Source organism: Butyrivibrio proteoclasticus P6B7 (assembly GCF_000622085.1).
GTDB classification, from domain to species: Bacteria; Bacillota; Clostridia; order Lachnospirales; family Lachnospiraceae; genus Butyrivibrio; species Butyrivibrio proteoclasticus_A.
The window spans coordinates 65,458-83,998 of sequence record NZ_JHWL01000009.1 but is presented as its reverse complement, the minus strand read 5'-3'; the positions used below and the strand labels follow the sequence as shown (position 1 = coordinate 83,998).

Genomic DNA, 18,541 nt, shown 5'->3' with positions numbered 1-18,541 from the left:
AAGGCGCAATAATAGGCTATTACTGGTTTTTCTGTATTTTGACACCTTGTTTAATCGAAATTGTGATGATAAAGTTAATATGATGTACGCTATACCGTCAACGTTTCAACAGAAAGGAAATATTGATTATGGAAAAAAAGCGTGGCTCCTTAATGACAGTTATCGTAGGAGCAATTCTCGGAGCAGTTATTCTAACTGGTGTTATGGTCGAATTATTCTCCATTAACAGTACTATTGCTTATAACAGGGTCAACACAGCAGCCTATACTGAGAGACTTACTGATGATATAAAGACTGAGCTTATTAATGAGACTCAGGAGGCTATGAGTGTATGCTCAATTATGTATTCCCGCTATGAAGCCGGAGAAATGACCCTTGATGAAGCTAAGAAAGAAGCTGCTGATATTATCAGAGAGCTTAAATACAATGATGGAGCAGGCTATTTCTGGGTTGATACATCACAGGGTATCAACGTGGTTCTTCTTGGAAGAGATACAGAGGGACAGTCCAGATGGGATGCTACAGATCCTAATGGTACCAAATATATCCAGGAAATGATCAAAAATGGTATGCAGGAGGGCGGAGGATTTACTCAGCTTATGTTTGCTAAGCCTAATGAGACTGAGCCTCTTCCAAAGCTTAACTATACAGCATACTATGAGCCGTTTGATTGGGTTATGGGTACTGGTGTATGGATTGACTATATTGACGGTCTTACTGCAGATTACATAGCAGAAGCTAATAGTGCCCTTGGGGCAACTATTTTTAAGTCAGTTTGCGCCATGGTATTCATGATCATAGTTGGACTGATCCTTGCTATTTACATGGGTAAGAGAATTACAAGGCCGATTATCCTTACAACTAACCAGATGGTTAAAATGGCTAATTCAGACTTCTCCAACACTCCAGAGATTGCAGAGGTTGCCAAGCTTAAGAATAATAACAATGAGATTGGACTTATTTCCAATGCTCTTATTCTCATGCACACTAACATCAGAGAGCTAATGCTTAAGATCACTGATACTACATCTTATGTTGCATCAGCTTCTGAGGAGCTTTCTGCAAGTGCTTCCCAGTCAGCAGAGGCCAGCGAGATGGTGGCAAATTCCTGCACAACTGTTGCAGATTCCTGCGCAGGTCAGATCACTGCTGTATCAGGTGCCAGTGAAGAAACCAAGATCTTTGTTAATAACATGCAGGAGTTCCAGGATGCAATCTCTCGTACTGGTGAGATGATCCAGACTACCAATGAGGCTGCATCTAAGGGCGCTGCAGATATGACTAATGCTACTAATATGATGGAGACTATCAAGACTTCTGTTGAGAACAGTGCAGAAGTTGTTGATGGCCTTGGCGAAAAGCTTAAGAACATCGATACCTTCGTTGTTACAATTTCTGAGATCGCAAGCCAGACTAACCTGCTTTCACTTAATGCCAGCATTGAGGCTGCAAGAGCAGGTGAAATGGGTAAGGGATTTGCAGTTGTTGCTTCTGAGATCAGTAAGCTTGCTGATCAGTCTAATGAAGCCGCTTCCAGCATCACAGAGCTTATTGAAGATATCATGAAGAGCTCAGAGGATGCTGTTACAGCCATGAGAGAAGGAGCTCAGAGCGTAGTAGAGGGTACTGAAGTTGTTAATGAAGCAGGTCAGACCTTTAACCGTATCGTTGACATGGTTTACTCAATTTCTGAGGAATCCTCAAGGATGAATGAAATTGTTGGTGAGCTTTCTAATGGTACTGAGACAATCGCTGAGAATATCAATAAGATTGAGCAGATGAGTGTTAACGTGGCAGATGAAACTCAGAATGTATCTGCAGCATCAGAGCAGCAGACAGCTTCAACCCATGAGGTTGCAGAGGCTTCTGATAAGCTTGCTGAGAATGCTCAGGAGCTCCAGAGCTTTGTTGCAAGGTTTGATCTTTAATCCTTTAGGAGATAGCTCTTTTTACAGAAAGAATAATAGAAAGTATAAACGTAGAGCCGGGATAAGCAGAACGCCTATCCCGGCTCTATTTCTTATGAATGTGGAGAACTCCTCCACATGAAGGTAAATTAATAATAACACTTTCTCATTGAAAAAAACATAAATATGCCATTAAATTTACGAAATAAAGAACATTATTGTTCGATATCTCTTCACAGTTGTTTTTTGGTGTTCTATAATTAATGTGGTATAAGTCTAAGCTTTGGAAACAGCTAATTGATTGCGCTTTAAACTTAACAGGAAGGGTAAAATGGCTGCTGCAGAAGTAGAACTTATTGATGATCTTAATATCTATAAAGGACTTGATTCCTTCAATAGTAATGTCTATGAAAAGGAAATCGAGAAGTGTAAGGAGCTGGGAGCTGATGTTGCTAAAATAGAAGCTCTTAAGTTTAATGCGCTTCAATTGTCCGAAATCAGAAAAGGCCTTGAGGATAAGGTTGACGTTTCCAAATATATGGATCCAAAGTATTCCTGGACAGATATGGAGGAAATGCGTCTTGAAATGAGTCAGGGCATCGATATGTCCTCTTATAGAGCTGAAGGCTTTGATACTCAGCAGCTTTCTCAGATTCGTCAGGGAATAGCAGCTGGAGCTGATGTTTCAAACTATGCAAAAAGAGATTATCTTGCAGATCAGATGAAACAGATCCGCCTTGGACTTACGAGAAATGGCGGAGTTCCTATAATTTTCTATCAGGATCCTGAATTTGATGCCTACCAGATGCGTGAAATAAGAAAGGGCCTTGAGGCTGGCATAGATATATCTGTCTATGCTCTTTCCAACGTGCCATATATGAAAATGAGAGCCATCAGGAAAAGCGCTGAGGATGGCCTTATTTTTGAGAAATCTGATATAGATAGATATAATGCCAGCATCCTTGAAGAGCTTCATGAAGCATATCTTGAGAAGGTTGATATTAGTAAATACGTTAAGGAAAGATATGATGCGGATCAGCTGGAACAGATAAGAATATGCATTAAGGACAATCTTCCTATAGATGAGTTCTTGTCTTCAGATATGCGCGGAGATGCCATTAAAGAAGTGAGACTTGGTCTTGAGTCCGGAGTGGATGTAAGCCAGTACGCCGATGGAAACTATGGCTGGAAGCAGATGAATGAGATGAGGCTTGGCCTCGAGCATCAGATAGATATTACGCCTTATTGCAAACCTTTATTTCAGGCTGATCAGATGCGTGAGATCCGCCTTGGAATAGAGGAAGGCCTTGATGTATCCAAATATGCAACCTTTATGTATACCGCAAAGGATATGCGCCGCATTAGGGAAAAGATGTTATCTGGTGAGTTTAGTAGTACTGACTCAGAAAAAGGATCTGATGATATCTTTGGAAGAGTTGAGAACCTGACAGGTAACGCAGCAATCATAGAGAATTTGCTGGCTAACAGAGATAACTGTTTGTTCCTTGAGCAGGATAATATGCTCTGTTACCTGCAGCTCCCTGAGGCCCTGGCTGGTAAGATCAATGAAGACCTGATAATGACCTTCCTTTTTAAGGTTAAGATAAGGAAGGGGATTGATAAGGCTGCAATCGCATTAATGTGCAAACGATTTGATTCCAAGAAGAAGTATCTCGTGGCCTCCGGCAAGGAAGTCGTAAATGGCCAGGACGGATACTATGAGTATTTCTTTGATACTGAAGATAATGATGAACCAGAAATTCTAGAGGATGGAACAGCAGATCTTTCCAAGCTAAGCGTCATCAAACAGATTCATGTAGGTGAGAAGATCGCTGTATATCACAGAGCCACCAAGGGTGAGGATGGATTTAACGTCTTTGGCGAAGTGGTAAAGGCCAAGCTGGGAAAAGAAATCCCTATCCTTAAGGGAGAAGGCTTCATGATCCTCAACGACAGAGTGACCTACGTAGCCAAGTATACTGGTGCCATTTCCATGAAGGATGGAATCATTAAGATCAATAAGGTCATGGTGGTTCCTGAAGTTAAGATAACAGATAAGAAGATCAACTATGATGGCTTTGTATATGTAGTTGGAAATGTTAATTCCGGCAGTGAGATAAGAGCTACTGGAGATATCGTGATCGGTGGCCATATGGAAAGTTCCACCATTTCTTCTAATGGTAATGTTGTTATCATGGGCGGCGTTACCTGCCCGATAAGAGGCAGCATTGAAGCTTCCGGTGATGTTTCTGCCAAGTTCTTAGAGGGCGTAAGCATTACAGCTAATAACATTTCAGCCAACTACTTTATCAACTGTACAGTTAATGCCAGAGGCCTTGTTAAGACCTATGGACGTGTGGGCATTATCTACGGCGGAGCTATTCAGAGTCTTTATGGTATTGAGACAGCTTCAGTTGGTAATAAGACCCAGGCCAAGACCATTATTAACCTTGGAGTTACCAGCCAGCTCCTTGCTGAGTATGGTAAGCTGCAAAAAGAAATAGCCCGTGAGGAAGAGAATGTAAAGGCCCTTAATACTGAGAAAGAAAGACTTGCGGAGGTTGGCACTGTAAATGCTCAGGTTATGCAGTGGAAGATCAAGATTAACGCTGCTATCAGCCAAAAGGAAATCGCTATTAAAAAGCTAATGGCCAAAAAGGAAAGTATGGAGGCAGAGATTGGAAAGGGTAGTAACGCCACCGCTGTAATAACAGAAACAGCCTACGCTGGTACAATCTTTGTGATAGATGGAATTGCTCTTAAGATTGAAGAGGATAGAAAGACTTATTCCAAGATGATCTTTAAGACCAACGCTCAAAAGGATTCTATTGAAGTTACTGATGGCTAAATATAATCAGAAAATGTACCAAAACCCCTATTTATAAGAAAAGTATAAAGAAAAAGCAAAGGCCCCTGCAGATTTCTGCAGGGGCTTTTCTTAACAGAAAATAAAAACCATTAAATAAATCATAAGTATCATAAATAATGTAAATTATGATTGTTTTTATGATAAAAGTGCCGATATAATTAACGTAAGAAAGAAACAAACCAATATGAAATAACGAGGTGAAGCATGGAAGAACGTAGAAAAATAAACAGAGTATCATTCAATGTTAATAGCGTAATCGTAGATAGAGATTCACTTGAAAAGTACTACGGCAAGGTTAAGGACGTAAGTCCCCTTGGAATAGCCATTGAAGTAGATAATAATACTCCATCTCTTTTAAATAAGGATGTGATCATAGTGGCAGAGACACTTATCATGTACGCAGACGTTGTACGTGAGGATCAGGGTGAGAACACCAAGACTCTTGCCTTCCACGCTAAGAAATTCACTCCAGATGTTCTTGAATATCTGTTTGAACATATTTCAGCTGAGGTATAAGCACACATCTGTAACTGTAGTTATTCTTTGAGGGGAAAAATTATGAAGAAAAACAATTTAGTAAACAAAAACATCATATCAGCTCTTTTGATCGGTATCTCCGCATCAATGGCATTTGCACAGCCAATAACAGCCTTTGCTGAAGAGCCTGAGGGAGATAACAACGAAAATACTAATGAGGCTACAACTAATACTGCTGAGCCTTCTGTTACAGATGCGGCAGCTTCACAGGCTGAGGAAAGCCACGAGGCAATTGAAGAGGCTATCACAACTACAGAACAGGCTGCAGAAGTTATTAACGGCGACACACCAATGTCAGCAGAGGATACTGGAAATGTAGCTCAGGAAGCCGTAGAAGAGGCTGTAAATGAGACAGAGAACCTTTACAGCACAGAAAAGCTTGAAGAAGCTGATGCAGATGTTCAGGAAGTTAAGGAAGAACTTGCACAGGCAGCTGCAGAAGATAAAAAGGCTAATGAAGAGGCTAAAGAGGTTGTTGATACAGTAGAGTACGCACAGGAAATAGCAGATCTTGCAGAAGATACTGTTAAAGATGCCAAGACTCTTTCAGATGAGATCACAGAAGAAATCACAAACGCTTCTAGCTATGAAGAGGCTACAGAAGCTTATGAGAGATTAAAGAATCTGGTAGAGACAACAACAGAGGATGTTGAAGCTAAGAGAACAATCTTAGATCAGCTTACAGAAGAATATAATAGAGCTGTTGATGCATTAACTACAGCAGATGCAAACTATGAGACCCACGTAGACAATGCGGCAGATAAGGCTGAGGATGCAAAAGAAATCCTGGATACAATGACAGATGATTTCGCAGCAGCAGATGAGGCAATTGCTGAGGCTGCAGAAAAGGTTGAGACAGAGAAGCAGGCTGCAGATAAGATCACAGAGCAGAGAAGTAAGACAACTGCTAACTGGGATAGACAGGCTGAGTACGTCAAGACTATTCTTACCTACTACTACATTCCACAGGTTGTAGAGCAGACAGAGATTCCTCCTGAGAACATTAAAATCACAAGAACCAAGGGCTTTGATACTCAGGATTACAACTACTATAAGGTAGAGTATAAAGATGCTGAAGGAAATAAAAAGGTTCTTTACTTTAACTACGACAGAGTAGATAAGATAAAGAGCAACAACAGATATACAAATCTTGGAAGCAGTGCAGACATTATTATCTACGAAAAGACAGCAGAAGAGATTGGAGCTGACAACTACCTTAGACAGTACTACAAGGATGAAGATTTCTATAAATATGGAGTTCTTAAGAATCAGTCAGATTACAGAGCAATACTGATAAGTAAGGCTAATGCCGGTGACTTCAGAGTTTACGCATATTACGTAGGCGGAGAAGTTCACTACCTTGTTCAGGAAGAGGTTGATCAGCTTCTTATAGATGAAACCATCACATATGAGAACGGAAAATACTACGTTGATGGCCACGAGATGAATGAAGTTGTTCAGAACCAGAACAGCAAGGCTTACGGTGATCCTGAGAACGTTACCTACTTCGATACAACTACCAACGAGGACTACTTAAACTTCATGAATAACGCAGCAGAGAATGCTGAGAAGTTTGAAGCATATGAAGAAAAATCTTACGCAGCAAAGGAAGCTATCAGCAACGCTAAGACTGAAGTCGATGCTCTTAACGGAGCTCTCGACGAACTTAAGGGAAGCAGAACCAACAGAATCAGCACTCTTCCAAATGAGAAGATTCTTGATCTTGTTGTAGCATATGGAATTAGCATTGATGAGTACAACAGCATGTCTCTTGGACAGGCAGTAGCTCTTATGAACAACCTTCTTAAGGAAGCTCAGGATAAGCTTGCAAATGCTGAAACAGTACTTGCAGGAATCAACTCTAACTTCCTTGAGATGACACAGGTAGTTGATGACATGGCACCAAAGGCTACTCCAGCAGAAGCTAATCAGCCAGGTAACGCAGGCGGACAGAGCACAGCTTCAGATAATGCTGGTACTACTATAGAAGATACAGCAGTTCCAACAACTGCAACAGCTCAGGCAACAAATGCACAGGCTACAAACGACGCAGCAACATTTGATCAGCAGGCTGATGAGATCATTGGAGTTCTTCTTCAGGATAACGGAACAGTAGCTGGTGTTAAAAGAGATGGCGACGGAGCAGAAGAAGCAATCTACGCTCCAGTATTTAGCGATAACCTGATTGATATTCCAGCAGATCTTGGAAATCCAGAAGCTCTTAAGGATAAGAACATAGTTCAGATCGTTGACGAAGAAGTAGCTAAGTCAGATACCATAGGCGGCGAGACAAAAGAAGACGCAGTATCCTGGTGGTGGCTTCTTGCAATAGCAATCCTTGGAGCAACAGGCGAGAAGATGTACAGAGAGTACAAGGAAAAGGAAGAAGAAAAAGAGAAAGAGAAAATCAAATCATAACACTCCATTTTCTCAAAGGTCTTATTGGATATAGTAATAAAGAGGTGTACAATATATAGTGAATTGATTTTTCGGGGGAAATGATCAATTCACTATATTTTTTTTATATTTGTTCTTTAATGCAATACTAAAGCGAATTGTTTTTCTAAGGGGGAGACATGGAGAACAGTGGGGAGAAAGCTGGCAACAGCGTCATGCTCAAAATCTGCGCTTTTATTGTTGATAAGCGCAATCTTTTCTTTCTTATTTATGCTATTTTATGCATATTTTCAGCAGTTTCAAGGAATTGGGTCGAAGTAGAAAATGAACTGGCATCATACCTGCCTGCGGACTGTGAGACAAGACTTGGTCTTGATCTTATGGAAGAGCAGTTTACAACCTACGGGTCTGTAAAGGTTATGGTTGCCAATGTTTCCTATGATCAGGCTCTTCTTATCCAAAAAGAAGTGGAAAAAATAGAGGGAGTGTTCTCTGTGGAGCTGGATGATTCCAAGGATCACTACAATAATGGTTCAGCTCTTTTTAGCATAACCTTTGATTATGATGAAAAGGATGAGCTGTGTTTATCATGTCTTGAAGAGGTAAAGACCTACTTTGATGATTATGATGCCTACATATCAACTACCCTTGGAGATATTCAGTCCGAGCTCATTAATGATGAGATGAATGTTATTTCCATCATCGTTGTTTTCGTAGTTGTAGGAGTTCTTCTTCTTACAAGCCAGGCCTATGCAGAGGTTCCGGTTCTCCTTCTTACCTTTGGCTCTGCAGCCCTTGTTCAGATGGGCACCAACTTCCTGTTTGGAAAGATTTCTTTTGTATCAGATTCAGTTACCATCGTGCTTCAGCTGGCTCTGTCTGTTGACTATGCAGTTATCCTCCTTAACAGGTTCAAGGAGGAGAGAAAAGAGATGCCTCCCCGTGAAGCCTGTATTGTTGCGCTTTCTAAAGCTATCCCCGAGATTTCAGGTTCCTCCCTTACAACCATGGGCGGTCTTATTGCCATGATGTTCATGCAGTACAAGATGGGTGCCGACCTGGGTATAGTTCTTATCAAGGCTATTGTTCTTAGCCTTATTTCCGTATTCCTCCTTATGCCAGGTATCATCATGGTTTTTTCAAAGCTTATGGAAAAGACCGTTCACAAGAACTTCGTTCCGGATATTCCCTTTGTAGGTAAATTCGCCTATAAGACAAGATATATTGTTGCCCCTTTGTTCGTTATCATAATCATCATTGCATCAAGGATATCTGCAAGAACACCTTACGTATTTGGCTACAGCCAGATCACACCTCCTATCACCAATGAGGTTCAGAAAGCTCAGAATATGCAGGATGATAACTTTGCTTCCGACAACATGGTGGCCCTTGTAATTCCATGTGGCGACTATGAAAAAGAGAAAATGCTAATCGATGATCTTCTTATAAATGACAGTATTACCTCCATTACAGGCCTGGCTAACACAGATGCCCTTGGAGGATATACCCTTACAGATAAGCTCACACCAAGGCAGTTCTCAGAGCTGTTAAACATCGACTATGAGCTGGCTGAACTGGTATATACAGCCTACGCAGTAGATGATGAGGACTATGGAAAGGTTGTTAATGGTCTTTCCAATTACAGAGTTCCTCTTATCGATATGTTCATGTTCGTCTATCAGGAGGTAGAGGAAGGCTATGTAACTCTTGATGACGACAAGATGGAGAAGCTTGAAAATGCCAATAAGATGATGAACTTTGCCAAGAAGCAGCTTCAGGGCGAAGAGTATTCAAGAATGCTTCTGTATCTGAGCCTTCCACAGGAGTCAGAAGAGACCTTCCATTTCATTAAGACCATACATTCAATAGCAGAGAAGTATTACCCTGCAGATAAGATCTTCGTTGTGGGCGAATCAGTGAGCCAGTATGATCTTCAGAAGTGCTTCTCAAGAGATAACATGGTAACCGGCATTGTATCAATTTTGGCGGTTTTGGTGGTACTTCTTTTCACATTTAAATCAGCTGGTATGCCGGTACTTCTGATCGCTGTTATTCAGGGCAGTATCTGGATCAACTTCTCAGTGCCTGCAGTTACCAATGACCACCTGTTCTTCCTTGGCTACCTTATCGTTAGTTCTATTCAGATGGGTGCCAACATCGACTATGCCATCGTTATTGCCAGCAGATACACAGAGCTTCGTGGAACCATGGGCAAAAGAGATGCCATTATCAACACCATGAACCTTTCCTTCCCAACCATCATTACATCAGGAACTATGCTGGCTGTGGCAGGAACCCTTATTGGTAAGATGACATCAGACTGTGCTATCTATGGAATTGGTAAATGTCTTGGACGAGGAACAATTATTTCCATCTTTATCACCATGTTCGTTCTTCCACAGATCCTTCTTGTGGGCGACAAGGTTATTGAGCTTACAGCCTTTGTTATGAACATGCCACTTCAGACCAAGCAGATTGCAGGTACCATGCGAATTGACGGTATGGTCCGCGGTAAGATCAACGGAACTATCACAGGTATCGTCCACGGTGTTGTAAAGGGCGAAGTAAGTGCCTTTATCGATAACGGCAACGTGGAGATCCTGGACGAAGACAATATAGTAGACGAAGAGGATAGCCCCCAGGGAGATGTAGTATTTAACGAAGAGGCTACTGAGAATGGGGAGGAGATCTGATATGAAAAAGAAATTACTCTCAATACTTTTAGCTAGTGTAATGATCTTAGGATCTTGCTTTACCTCCTTTGCAGAGCCCGAGTCTTCTGATAACGCAGAAACTACAGAGGATAATCAAAGTCAGTACCTTACAGGTACCCAGCAGATGGCAGAAGAGAATACTACCAATGTGGATGAGGATATTCAGGAGGAGAGAAGTGAGCTTATTCCTACTGAGTATGAGTATATTACCATCTCTACCGCTGATGAGTTTCTGGAATTTGCCAAGAACTGTCAGCTGGATATCTGGTCAGTAAATAAGAAAGTTACTCTGGCTAATGACATATCTCTTTTGAATAAGGACTTTGAAGGAATCCCTACCTTTGGAGGAATATTTGATGGAGCAGGTCATACAATCTCAGAGTTTACTATTTCTGAAGGCGTGTCCTATACGGGACTGTTCTGCCATATTCAGGAAACTGGCGTAATAAGAAGTCTTAACGTTACCGGCAATATTCTTCCTTCCGGCAATCAGACCTTTGTTGGAGGCATTGTTGGTAATAACGAGGGAGCTCTTTTTAACTGCAGCTTCAAGGGCGTTGTAAAGGGCAGTGACTATGTGGGCGGAATTGCTGGTATGAACAAGCTCACTGGTATCATATCCGGCTGCAAGACAGAAGGATATGTTCAGGCTACCCACTTTACAGGTGGTATTGCAGGAGAGAACATGGGCAGCATCGTAAGGTGTATTAACGAGTCCATGGTCAATACTGAGAATATCGATCAGAATTTTACCCTTGAGACCTTTAACAAGATCACATCTGTGATCAATGATTACAAGAAGGGAGATACTGACAATCACGAGGCAGATGCGGACATGACCACTACAGATGCCGGTGGAATCGCAGGCCTTTCTATTGGTATCATTTCAAGAAGTATCAATAACGGCAATGTGGGTTATTCCCATGTTGGTTATAACATTGGCGGTATTGCAGGAAGACAGTCTGGATATATTGTGGGCTGCACCAACAACGGACAGATCCTTGGAAGAAAGGATGTGGGCGGTATTGTAGGTCAGGCCGAACCTTACGTTACAGTTGACCTTAGTACTGACGTGGCTTACCAGCTATCTGAAGCTATATCAGATCTTCACGATATTGTTACAGCAACCATTTCAGATGCCAAGACCCAGTCCAATATCATTACTAACAGACTCTCTGCCATTCAGCAGTTTACAGCTGGGGCGGTTAATGACCTTAGATATTTATCAGGCGGCACCATCGATTTTGTTAATGGGGTTACCTCTGCTACAACTGAGGCTTTCTCAAGAGTTGACTATGTAATTGATGAGGCATCCAAGAAGGATGGCGTCATTGATCAGATGAGGTATGCTGCAAGAAATACCAGAGAATCTGCGGATGATCTGGATAAGACTGTGCAGGATCTTGATATCTATCAGTACATGGATGAAGGTGAAAGAGCTAGATACGACGCGGCTAAAGAGAGAATCCATGAGATATCCCAGGAGTATTCAGAGCTTTATACTAATGCTTTTGAAGCATATTACAATGCAGAAGTAGAGAATAGGAAGAATAATACAACTCCGAATTTGAAATACAAATTAACGAATCCTATAGATAACGGAGATGGCACATATACTGAGTATCTTCCTTCAGGTTCAAGGGATATGGATAATCCAAGATCAGACCTTGATAAGACTCCTATAGAAGGATCCGGAACCAGATTAAAGGGTACCTGGGTTCACGTGGATGATAATGGAAATGAAACAGCTTTTCCAGATTCAAATAACAGCGACGACAGTACTATTGATACAGAGGCTGCCAATGAGGCAATGCAGGAGGCCAGACAATATGCAGAGCTAACATATTATAATCAGCATGGATCACAATTTTCTAGTGATCTGGCAGCTAACACAGCCATAATCGCTGATGCGGTTTATTCACATATGGACGAAATGTCAGAGGCTTCCAGAGCTGATGCATCCAATGCCATGAATAACCTTGAAGAGGCAGCAGGTAACCTTGAGGCAGCAGGAGATGAGACCAAGAGAATCTTTAGCACAGTATCAGGCTATGACAATATAGTATTTCCACAGCTTAACGACGAGTACAGAGCCCGTTCCACATCCCTTGCAGACAATATGCAGGGCATGAACGATAACTTTGGATTCCTCAATCAGGAAGTTAACAATGCCAATGGAGTTCTCCTTGATGACCTTCAGCAAATGGCAGATAAGTTCAATGACATCATGCTTCTTTATTCAGATGCCATTGACGGTGTCCTTGAGATGGATTACACCACAGCCTTTGAGGATGTATCTTTGGAAGAGGCCAATACCTGTGTGGATGCAACCATAGCTGACTGCCTTAACTACGGCGAAGTAAGCGGAGATATCAGCGTATCCGGAATTGCAGGAACCATGGCTATTGAATATGACTATGACCTTGAAAGTGATATTACAGGCGTAAAGAACTCCAAGGTTAATACTTCTTATATTACTAAGTGTGTTCTAAGGCTTGATCGTAACTACGGAGAAGTCTATGCACTTAAGGATAATGCAGGCGGCGTCTGTGGCCTTCAGGAAATGGGAACTATTGTAGACTGCAGTAACTATTCAAACGTTGCCACAACCTCTGGAGAATATGCAGGAGGAGTCACAGGTAAATCTGTTTCCTATATTATCAGCTCCAATTCACGAGGCATCATCTCTGGAAGCTCTTATATCGGCGGAATCGCTGGAGAGGGAACCCATGTAAGAGACTGCTTCTCACTGGTTGATATTGCAGATGCGGAGAAGTGGTACGGTGCAATTGCAGGTCACGTCACAGAAGATGGCGTTGTCAGGAACAACTTCTTTGTAAGTGAAGATTTGGCAGGAATCGACAGAGTCAGCTACTCCCTTAAGGCAGAGCCTACTTCCTACAGGGATGCCATGACCAGCGCTCCTTCAGAGTTTAAGAATATTATGGTTACCTTTGTGCTGGTGGATACTGATGACAGCGTCACTAACATATGCAAGGTTAAAAAGCTCTATGGTGGAAGCTTGTCACCAGAGGACTTCCCAGAGATTGAGCAGAAAGAAGGCTATTATATCTCCTTTGACAATAAGGAGGGAGCTCTTTTTACAGATCAGATTGTAAAGGCCACCTATGTAAGATGCAAGACTACTTTATCGGAAGAGGGCCTTGGGGATGAATACAAGCAGTCTGAAGTTCTGGTGGATGGTGAATTCAAGGAAGAGGATGAACTGACTGTAGAAAGAACTGTCAATGTAGATGTTGATGAGTATACTAAGGGGAGCCTTTTTGCTACCTTTAACAACACTATTGAAAATTATGAGACCCTTAAGATTACAATTCCAGATGATGGAAAGCAGACCCACGTTGTAAGGTTCAAGGTTAATGTGCCATTTTCAACGCTGGACCTTGTAAAAGAGGAAATCTATCTGGTAAAGGACGGTTCAAAGGAAAAACTTGAAAAGGTTGGAACCTTTGGCGAATACTCCCTTTACGAGATAGAAGGCAATAACATTGAGCTTTCAGTTAATGTAATGGGACTTAATTCCTTTGTGACTATCCTGGCAGCAGTATTCTTCTTTATCGTATTTGCTCTTATCATGATCTTCTTTATCGTGGGATACTCAATTGCCAAGAATGGAAGACGAGTGCCTAAGATCGCTAGAAAACTTTACAGAGTAGTTTCCAAGAAGATTGAAGGAAAAGAGAACCTATTCTATAACGAAGATGAAGAAGATGATCCTGAGGATAAAATAAAAGAGATACTGGAAAAGAAGAAAGAAGAGAAAAAAGAAGAGAAAAAAGAAGAGAAAAAGGCTGAAAACAAAGACAAGAAGCGGAAGGATAAGAAGAAAAAATAGATTTACTGATTGCACAAAGCTTCTATGTTTCTTATAATAAAAGAAGTTTTGGGGGCGTTTAATATGAATATTAGTGAACTTATACATGAAATTCTTCTAGAAGACAAGACCATGATCAAGCTGCCATTTGGGGATGGAATGTTTGATATTAAGGCATCTGTCGTCCACACATGGATAATAATGGCTGTGGTCTTTGTCCTTATCCTTATTTTGACCAGCAATATGAAAGTGCATAACATCTCACGGCGTCAGGCTGCCGTTGAGTCCTTTGTATTGTTTGTAAGAGGCGTGGTAAAGGGAATACTTGGGGAGAAAGCAGATAGATATACTGATTATATCTGTACTGTTTTGATTTTCCTTGGAATTGCCAATTTATCAGGCCTTTTTGGCATTGAACCGCCAACCATGGACCTTAATGTTACCGTGGCACTGTCCCTTATGAGTATCATTCTTGTGGAGGCAGCAGGAATAGTGGAAAAGGGTGTAGGAGGATGGCTTAAGAGCTTTGCAGCTCCTATTGCAGTTGTTCTTCCTATGAATATCCTAGAGCTCTTTATCAGACCTCTTTCACTTTGCATGCGACTTTTTGGTAATGTCCTTGGTGCAACAGTTATCATGGAGCTTATTAAGGGGATTTTTGCTCCAGTTCTTCCAGTTCCATTCAGTCTTTATTTTGATATCTTTGATGGTATGATCCAGGCTTATGTATTTGTCTTCTTAACATCATTGTATATAGGCGAAGCAGTAGAGTAATAGCTTTACCACTTATATCTTTTACGTATGAAAGGAGTATTACTATGAATTTAACAGCACTTGGAGCAGCAATCGCTGTATTTACAGGAATCGGAGCAGGTATCGGTATCGGTTTTGCCACATCCAAGGCAACTGACGCTGTAGCAAGACAGCCAGAAGCAGATGGTAAGATCATGAAGCTTCTTATCCTTGGTTGTGCCCTTGCAGAGGCTACTGCTATTTACGGATTTATCATTGCCCTTGCTATTTTGTTCGTAAAATAATTTTTAAAAAGAGGTTTTTGGGATGTTTAATAACGTTACAATAATGAACATTGTCTACACTATAATCAACCTTCTCATCCTGTACTTCCTTTTTAGAAAGTTTTTGTTTGGCAGAGTTGATAAGATCCTCAATAAGAGAATGGAAGAGGTGGACGAGGCTACCAAGGCAGCTGAGCTTGCTGCTAATGAGGCCAAGGAGACCCAAAGACAGTACGAGCAGAAGATCCTTCTTGCAGATGAGGAAAAAGAGCAGATTCTTGCCGACATCAAGAAGCAGGGCTATGACGAGTATGAGAGAATTGTGTCTGATGCCAAGAAGAAGGGTGAGCAGATCCTTGTAGAGGCTAAGCACAACGCAGAGGTTGAGAATGCCAAGGCTAAGGAGATCTACGCAGCAGAGCTTACTGATATGGTAATCGATGCAGCTAGTAAGATCGCAGCTGGCAGACATAGTGCTGACGATGACAAAGAGCTTTATGACAAATTTATAAGTGAAGCTGGAGCAAAAGATGAGTGAAAGATTAAAAGCTGTACTTAGGTATGCAGGAACAGCCCCAAGTGATGATCAGCTTTCCAAGATCAAAGCTCTTTTGTACAAGAAATTTGATACAGAAGACATTGATGTTGAGATTGTTCAGGACTCATCAATTGGCGGTGGCTTCATTATTTCCTGCGGTAATTTTGAGTATGACTGGAGTGATGCCGGAAGAGCAAGGCAGCTCCGCGCAGAACTTAATAGTGTTCGCAAGAAGAGCGGATCCAATGAAACTGGCAAGATCATTTCAATGCTCAGCGACAAGGTGGAGAACTTCGAGCTTTCTATCAAGGATAGAGAGGTTGGAAGCGTAGTCTGGGTCGGTGACGGCATTGCTAATGTTGATGGAATTGAGCATGCTTTCTATGGTGAGATCATCGAGTTCGAGGATGGAACCAAGGGTATGGCTCAGGATATCAGAGAGGATCACATCGGTTGTATCCTTTTTGGTAACGACACAGGCATTAGGCAGGGCACAAGAGCTGTCAGAACCTACAAAGAGGCCGGTATTCCTGTAGGAGAGGCCTTTATTGGAAGGGTTATTGATTCTCTTGGTACCCCTATTGATGGTCTTGGAGATATTAAGGAATCTGGCTACAGACCAGTGGAAGAGCCTGCGCCAAGTATCATTGACAGACAGTCTGTTAATGAGCCAATGGAGACAGGTATTCTTTCTATTGATACCATGTTCCCTATCGGAAGAGGCCAGAGAGAGCTTATTATCGGTGACAGACAGACTGGTAAAACATCTATCGCTCTTGATACCATCATCAATCAGAAGGGCAAGGATGTTATCTGTATCTATGTTGCCATTGGACAGAAGGCATCAACTGTTGCCAAGATAATTCAGACACTTAAGAAGACCGGTGCTATGGACTATTCTATAGTAGTCAGCTCTACAGCTTCAGACACAGCACCTCTTCAGTATATAGCACCATATTCAGGAACAGCTATGGCTGAGTACTTCATGCATCAGGGTAAGGACGTTCTCATTATTTATGATGACCTTTCCAAGCATGCTGTGGCTTACAGAGCGTTATCTCTTTTGCTTGAGAGAAGCCCTGGCCGTGAGGCTTATCCTGGAGATGTATTCTATCTGCATTCAAGGCTTTTAGAGAGATCAAGTAAACTCTCATCAGCTTTGGGAGGCGGTTCCATTACTGCGCTTCCTATCATAGAGACCCAGGCAGGCGATGTATCTGCCTATATTCCTACCAATGTTATTTCCATTACTGATGGACAGATATTCCTTGAAAGTGATCTTTTCTTTGAGGGTATGAGACCTGCTGTCAATGTTGGTCTTTCTGTTTCCAGAGTTGGTAGTGCTGCCCAGACCAAGGCCATGAAGAAGGCTTCCGGCAGTATCAGAGTAGATCTGGCTCAGTATAGAGAAATGGCTGTATTCACACAGTTCAGTTCAGATCTTGATGAGACCACCAAGAATCAGCTTGCCCATGGTAATGTGCTTATGGAGCTGTTAAAGCAGCCTCTTGAGCATCCTCTGGCCATGCATGAGCAGGTAGTAATTCTTGTGGCAGCCAATGCAGGAAGACTTGATATGGTTCCTGTTAAGAATGTGCGCAGCTACAAGGAAAGACTTCTTCAGTTCTTTGAAACTGAACAGGCTTCCATCTATGAGGAGCTTGATAAGTCAGGAGATCTTTCTGAACAGCTTAAAAAGAGAATTCTTGATGCAGTAGATGCATTCAATGATGCAGAGAATAAAAAGCTTAAGGAAGAGATTAAGGATAATCAGCTTTCCATGGGGTAAAGAGATTTGGCAACTATTAAAGAAATAAAAGATCGAATAAATAGTGTCAATGACACCAAAAAAATCACAAATGCAATGTACCTCATTTCTTCTACCAAGCTAAGACGAGCCAAGAAGATGCTGACAGATACGGAGCCATTTTTCTTTGCCACCAAGGCAATGATCTCCAGAATCGTAAGGCACCTTCCGGAAGAGGTTGAGAATATCTTCCTTGAGACAAGGCTTGATATTCCGGAAGAAGAGAGAAGAAAAGGATATATCGTCTTTACAGATGATAAGGGACTTGCTGGTGCATATAATCACAATGTTCTTAAGCTTGCTGAGGAACAGATAGCCAAGGATAACGATAACTACAAGCTTTTCGTTATAGGCGAGGTGGGAAGATTCCACTTTTTATCAAGGAACATTCCCATTGAGGAATCCTTTATGTTTACTTCTCAGAATCCTACGCTCCACAGAGCCCGTAAGATTGCGGCAGAGATTCTTGAGTACTACTACGAGCGTAAGATAGATGAGTTCTATGTAATCTACACCACAGTACATGGTAATGTGTGTGAGACCAGATTTGAGAAGCTCCTTCCTTTGGAAATCATCACAGATATCCGTAAGGAGAAGCCACCAGAAGGGGCAATCCTTGAGGAATTCCTTATGGAGCCAAGCCCTGGAGCGGTTCTTGATAATATCGTTCCTAACTATGTAACTGGTTATATCTATGGCGCCCTGGTTGAGGCCTTTTGTAGTGTCCAGAGCTCACGTATGATGGCCATGGATTCTGCCAATAAGAACGCAGAGAAGATGCTGTCAGACCTAAAGCGCAACTACAATAGGACAAGGCAGGCCATGATAACCCAGGAGATAACTGAGGTTGTCAGTGGAGCCAAGGCTCTTAAGAGAGCTAAACAAGTCAAGGAAGCCAAAGAAAAGGCAAAAAGAGGTTAA

12 protein-coding genes and 1 pseudogene are annotated in these 18,541 nt (G+C 41.8%); 12 read left to right on the top strand and 1 reads right to left on the bottom strand.

Features of this window, described 5'->3' with window-relative positions:
• Positions 1–128: 128 nt before the first annotated feature.
• Positions 129–662 (top strand): annotated as a pseudogene (locus tag T541_RS22195) (cache domain-containing protein); the annotation flags it as partial.
• A gap of 414 nt (positions 663–1,076) precedes the next feature.
• Here T541_RS22195 and T541_RS22190 read toward each other — a convergent pair.
• Positions 1,077–1,127, bottom strand: coding sequence for a hypothetical protein (locus tag T541_RS22190; protein WP_420314803.1), 51 nt, complete (start codon positions 1,125–1,127; stop codon positions 1,077–1,079).
• Between the two features lie 66 nt (positions 1,128–1,193).
• Between T541_RS22190 and T541_RS22185 the strand changes: the two genes are divergently transcribed.
• The 11 genes from T541_RS22185 (at position 1,194) to atpG (ending at position 18,541) form a co-directional block, all read left to right on the top strand.
• Positions 1,194–1,928 carry a methyl-accepting chemotaxis protein gene (locus tag T541_RS22185; RefSeq protein WP_420314802.1) on the top strand — a complete coding sequence of 245 codons (735 nt, stop codon included), beginning with the start codon at positions 1,194–1,196 and terminating at the stop codon, positions 1,926–1,928.
• Between the two features lie 310 nt (positions 1,929–2,238).
• Complete coding sequence (locus T541_RS0108015; protein WP_026652225.1) at positions 2,239–4,755, top strand: DUF342 domain-containing protein; 2,517 nt, start codon at positions 2,239–2,241, stop codon at positions 4,753–4,755.
• 225 nt (positions 4,756–4,980) lie between these two features.
• The gene (locus tag T541_RS0108010) at positions 4,981–5,292 is read left to right on the top strand and encodes a PilZ domain-containing protein (protein ID WP_026652224.1); all 312 of its coding nucleotides are present in this window, start codon (positions 4,981–4,983) and stop codon (positions 5,290–5,292) included.
• A gap of 42 nt (positions 5,293–5,334) precedes the next feature.
• Positions 5,335–7,731, top strand: coding sequence for a hypothetical protein (locus T541_RS0108005; protein WP_026652223.1), 2,397 nt, complete (start codon positions 5,335–5,337; stop codon positions 7,729–7,731).
• Positions 7,732–7,889: 158 nt separating this feature from the next.
• A complete protein-coding gene (locus tag T541_RS0108000) occupies positions 7,890–10,403 on the top strand; it encodes an MMPL family transporter (protein WP_026652222.1) in 2,514 nt (837 codons plus the stop codon).
• A 1-nt stretch (position 10,404) separates the two neighbouring features.
• Positions 10,405–14,280 carry a hypothetical protein gene (locus T541_RS0107995; RefSeq protein ID WP_026652221.1) on the top strand — a complete coding sequence of 1,292 codons (3,876 nt, stop codon included), beginning with the start codon at positions 10,405–10,407 and terminating at the stop codon, positions 14,278–14,280.
• Between the two features lie 69 nt (positions 14,281–14,349).
• Positions 14,350–15,033, top strand: coding sequence for a F0F1 ATP synthase subunit A (locus T541_RS0107990; protein ID WP_420314801.1), 684 nt, complete (start codon positions 14,350–14,352; stop codon positions 15,031–15,033).
• Positions 15,034–15,077: 44 nt separating this feature from the next.
• Complete coding sequence (atpE, locus tag T541_RS0107985; protein WP_026652218.1) at positions 15,078–15,296, top strand: ATP synthase F0 subunit C; 219 nt, start codon at positions 15,078–15,080, stop codon at positions 15,294–15,296.
• Between the two features lie 22 nt (positions 15,297–15,318).
• Positions 15,319–15,813, top strand: a complete 495-nt coding sequence (locus tag T541_RS0107980; RefSeq protein WP_026652217.1) for an ATP synthase F0 subunit B — start codon at positions 15,319–15,321, stop codon at positions 15,811–15,813.
• Positions 15,806–17,602 (top strand): F0F1 ATP synthase subunit alpha, encoded by a 1,797-nt coding sequence (atpA, locus tag T541_RS0107975; RefSeq protein ID WP_242840761.1) that lies wholly within the window; start codon positions 15,806–15,808, stop codon positions 17,600–17,602. Before T541_RS0107980 ends, atpA begins: the two co-directional genes overlap by 8 nt.
• 6 nt (positions 17,603–17,608) lie before the next feature.
• Complete coding sequence (gene atpG, locus T541_RS19150; RefSeq protein WP_051538156.1) at positions 17,609–18,541, top strand: ATP synthase F1 subunit gamma; 933 nt, start codon at positions 17,609–17,611, stop codon at positions 18,539–18,541.

Excerpts from the sequence above, each read along its gene's own strand:
- T541_RS22185 (WP_420314802.1), top strand. The coding sequence starts at position 1,194 with ATGCAGGAGTTCCAGGATGCAATCTCTCGTACTGGTGAGATGATCCAG.
- T541_RS0108015 (WP_026652225.1), top strand. The coding sequence starts at position 2,239 with ATGGCTGCTGCAGAAGTAGAACTTATTGATGATCTTAATATCTATAAA.
- T541_RS0108010 (WP_026652224.1), top strand. The coding sequence starts at position 4,981 with ATGGAAGAACGTAGAAAAATAAACAGAGTATCATTCAATGTTAATAGC.
- T541_RS0108005 (WP_026652223.1), top strand. The coding sequence starts at position 5,335 with ATGAAGAAAAACAATTTAGTAAACAAAAACATCATATCAGCTCTTTTG.
- T541_RS0108000 (WP_026652222.1), top strand. The coding sequence starts at position 7,890 with ATGGAGAACAGTGGGGAGAAAGCTGGCAACAGCGTCATGCTCAAAATC.
- T541_RS0107995 (WP_026652221.1), top strand. The coding sequence starts at position 10,405 with ATGAAAAAGAAATTACTCTCAATACTTTTAGCTAGTGTAATGATCTTA.
- atpE (WP_026652218.1), top strand. The coding sequence starts at position 15,078 with ATGAATTTAACAGCACTTGGAGCAGCAATCGCTGTATTTACAGGAATC.
- T541_RS0107980 (WP_026652217.1), top strand. The coding sequence starts at position 15,319 with ATGTTTAATAACGTTACAATAATGAACATTGTCTACACTATAATCAAC.
- atpA (WP_242840761.1), top strand. The coding sequence starts at position 15,806 with ATGAGTGAAAGATTAAAAGCTGTACTTAGGTATGCAGGAACAGCCCCA.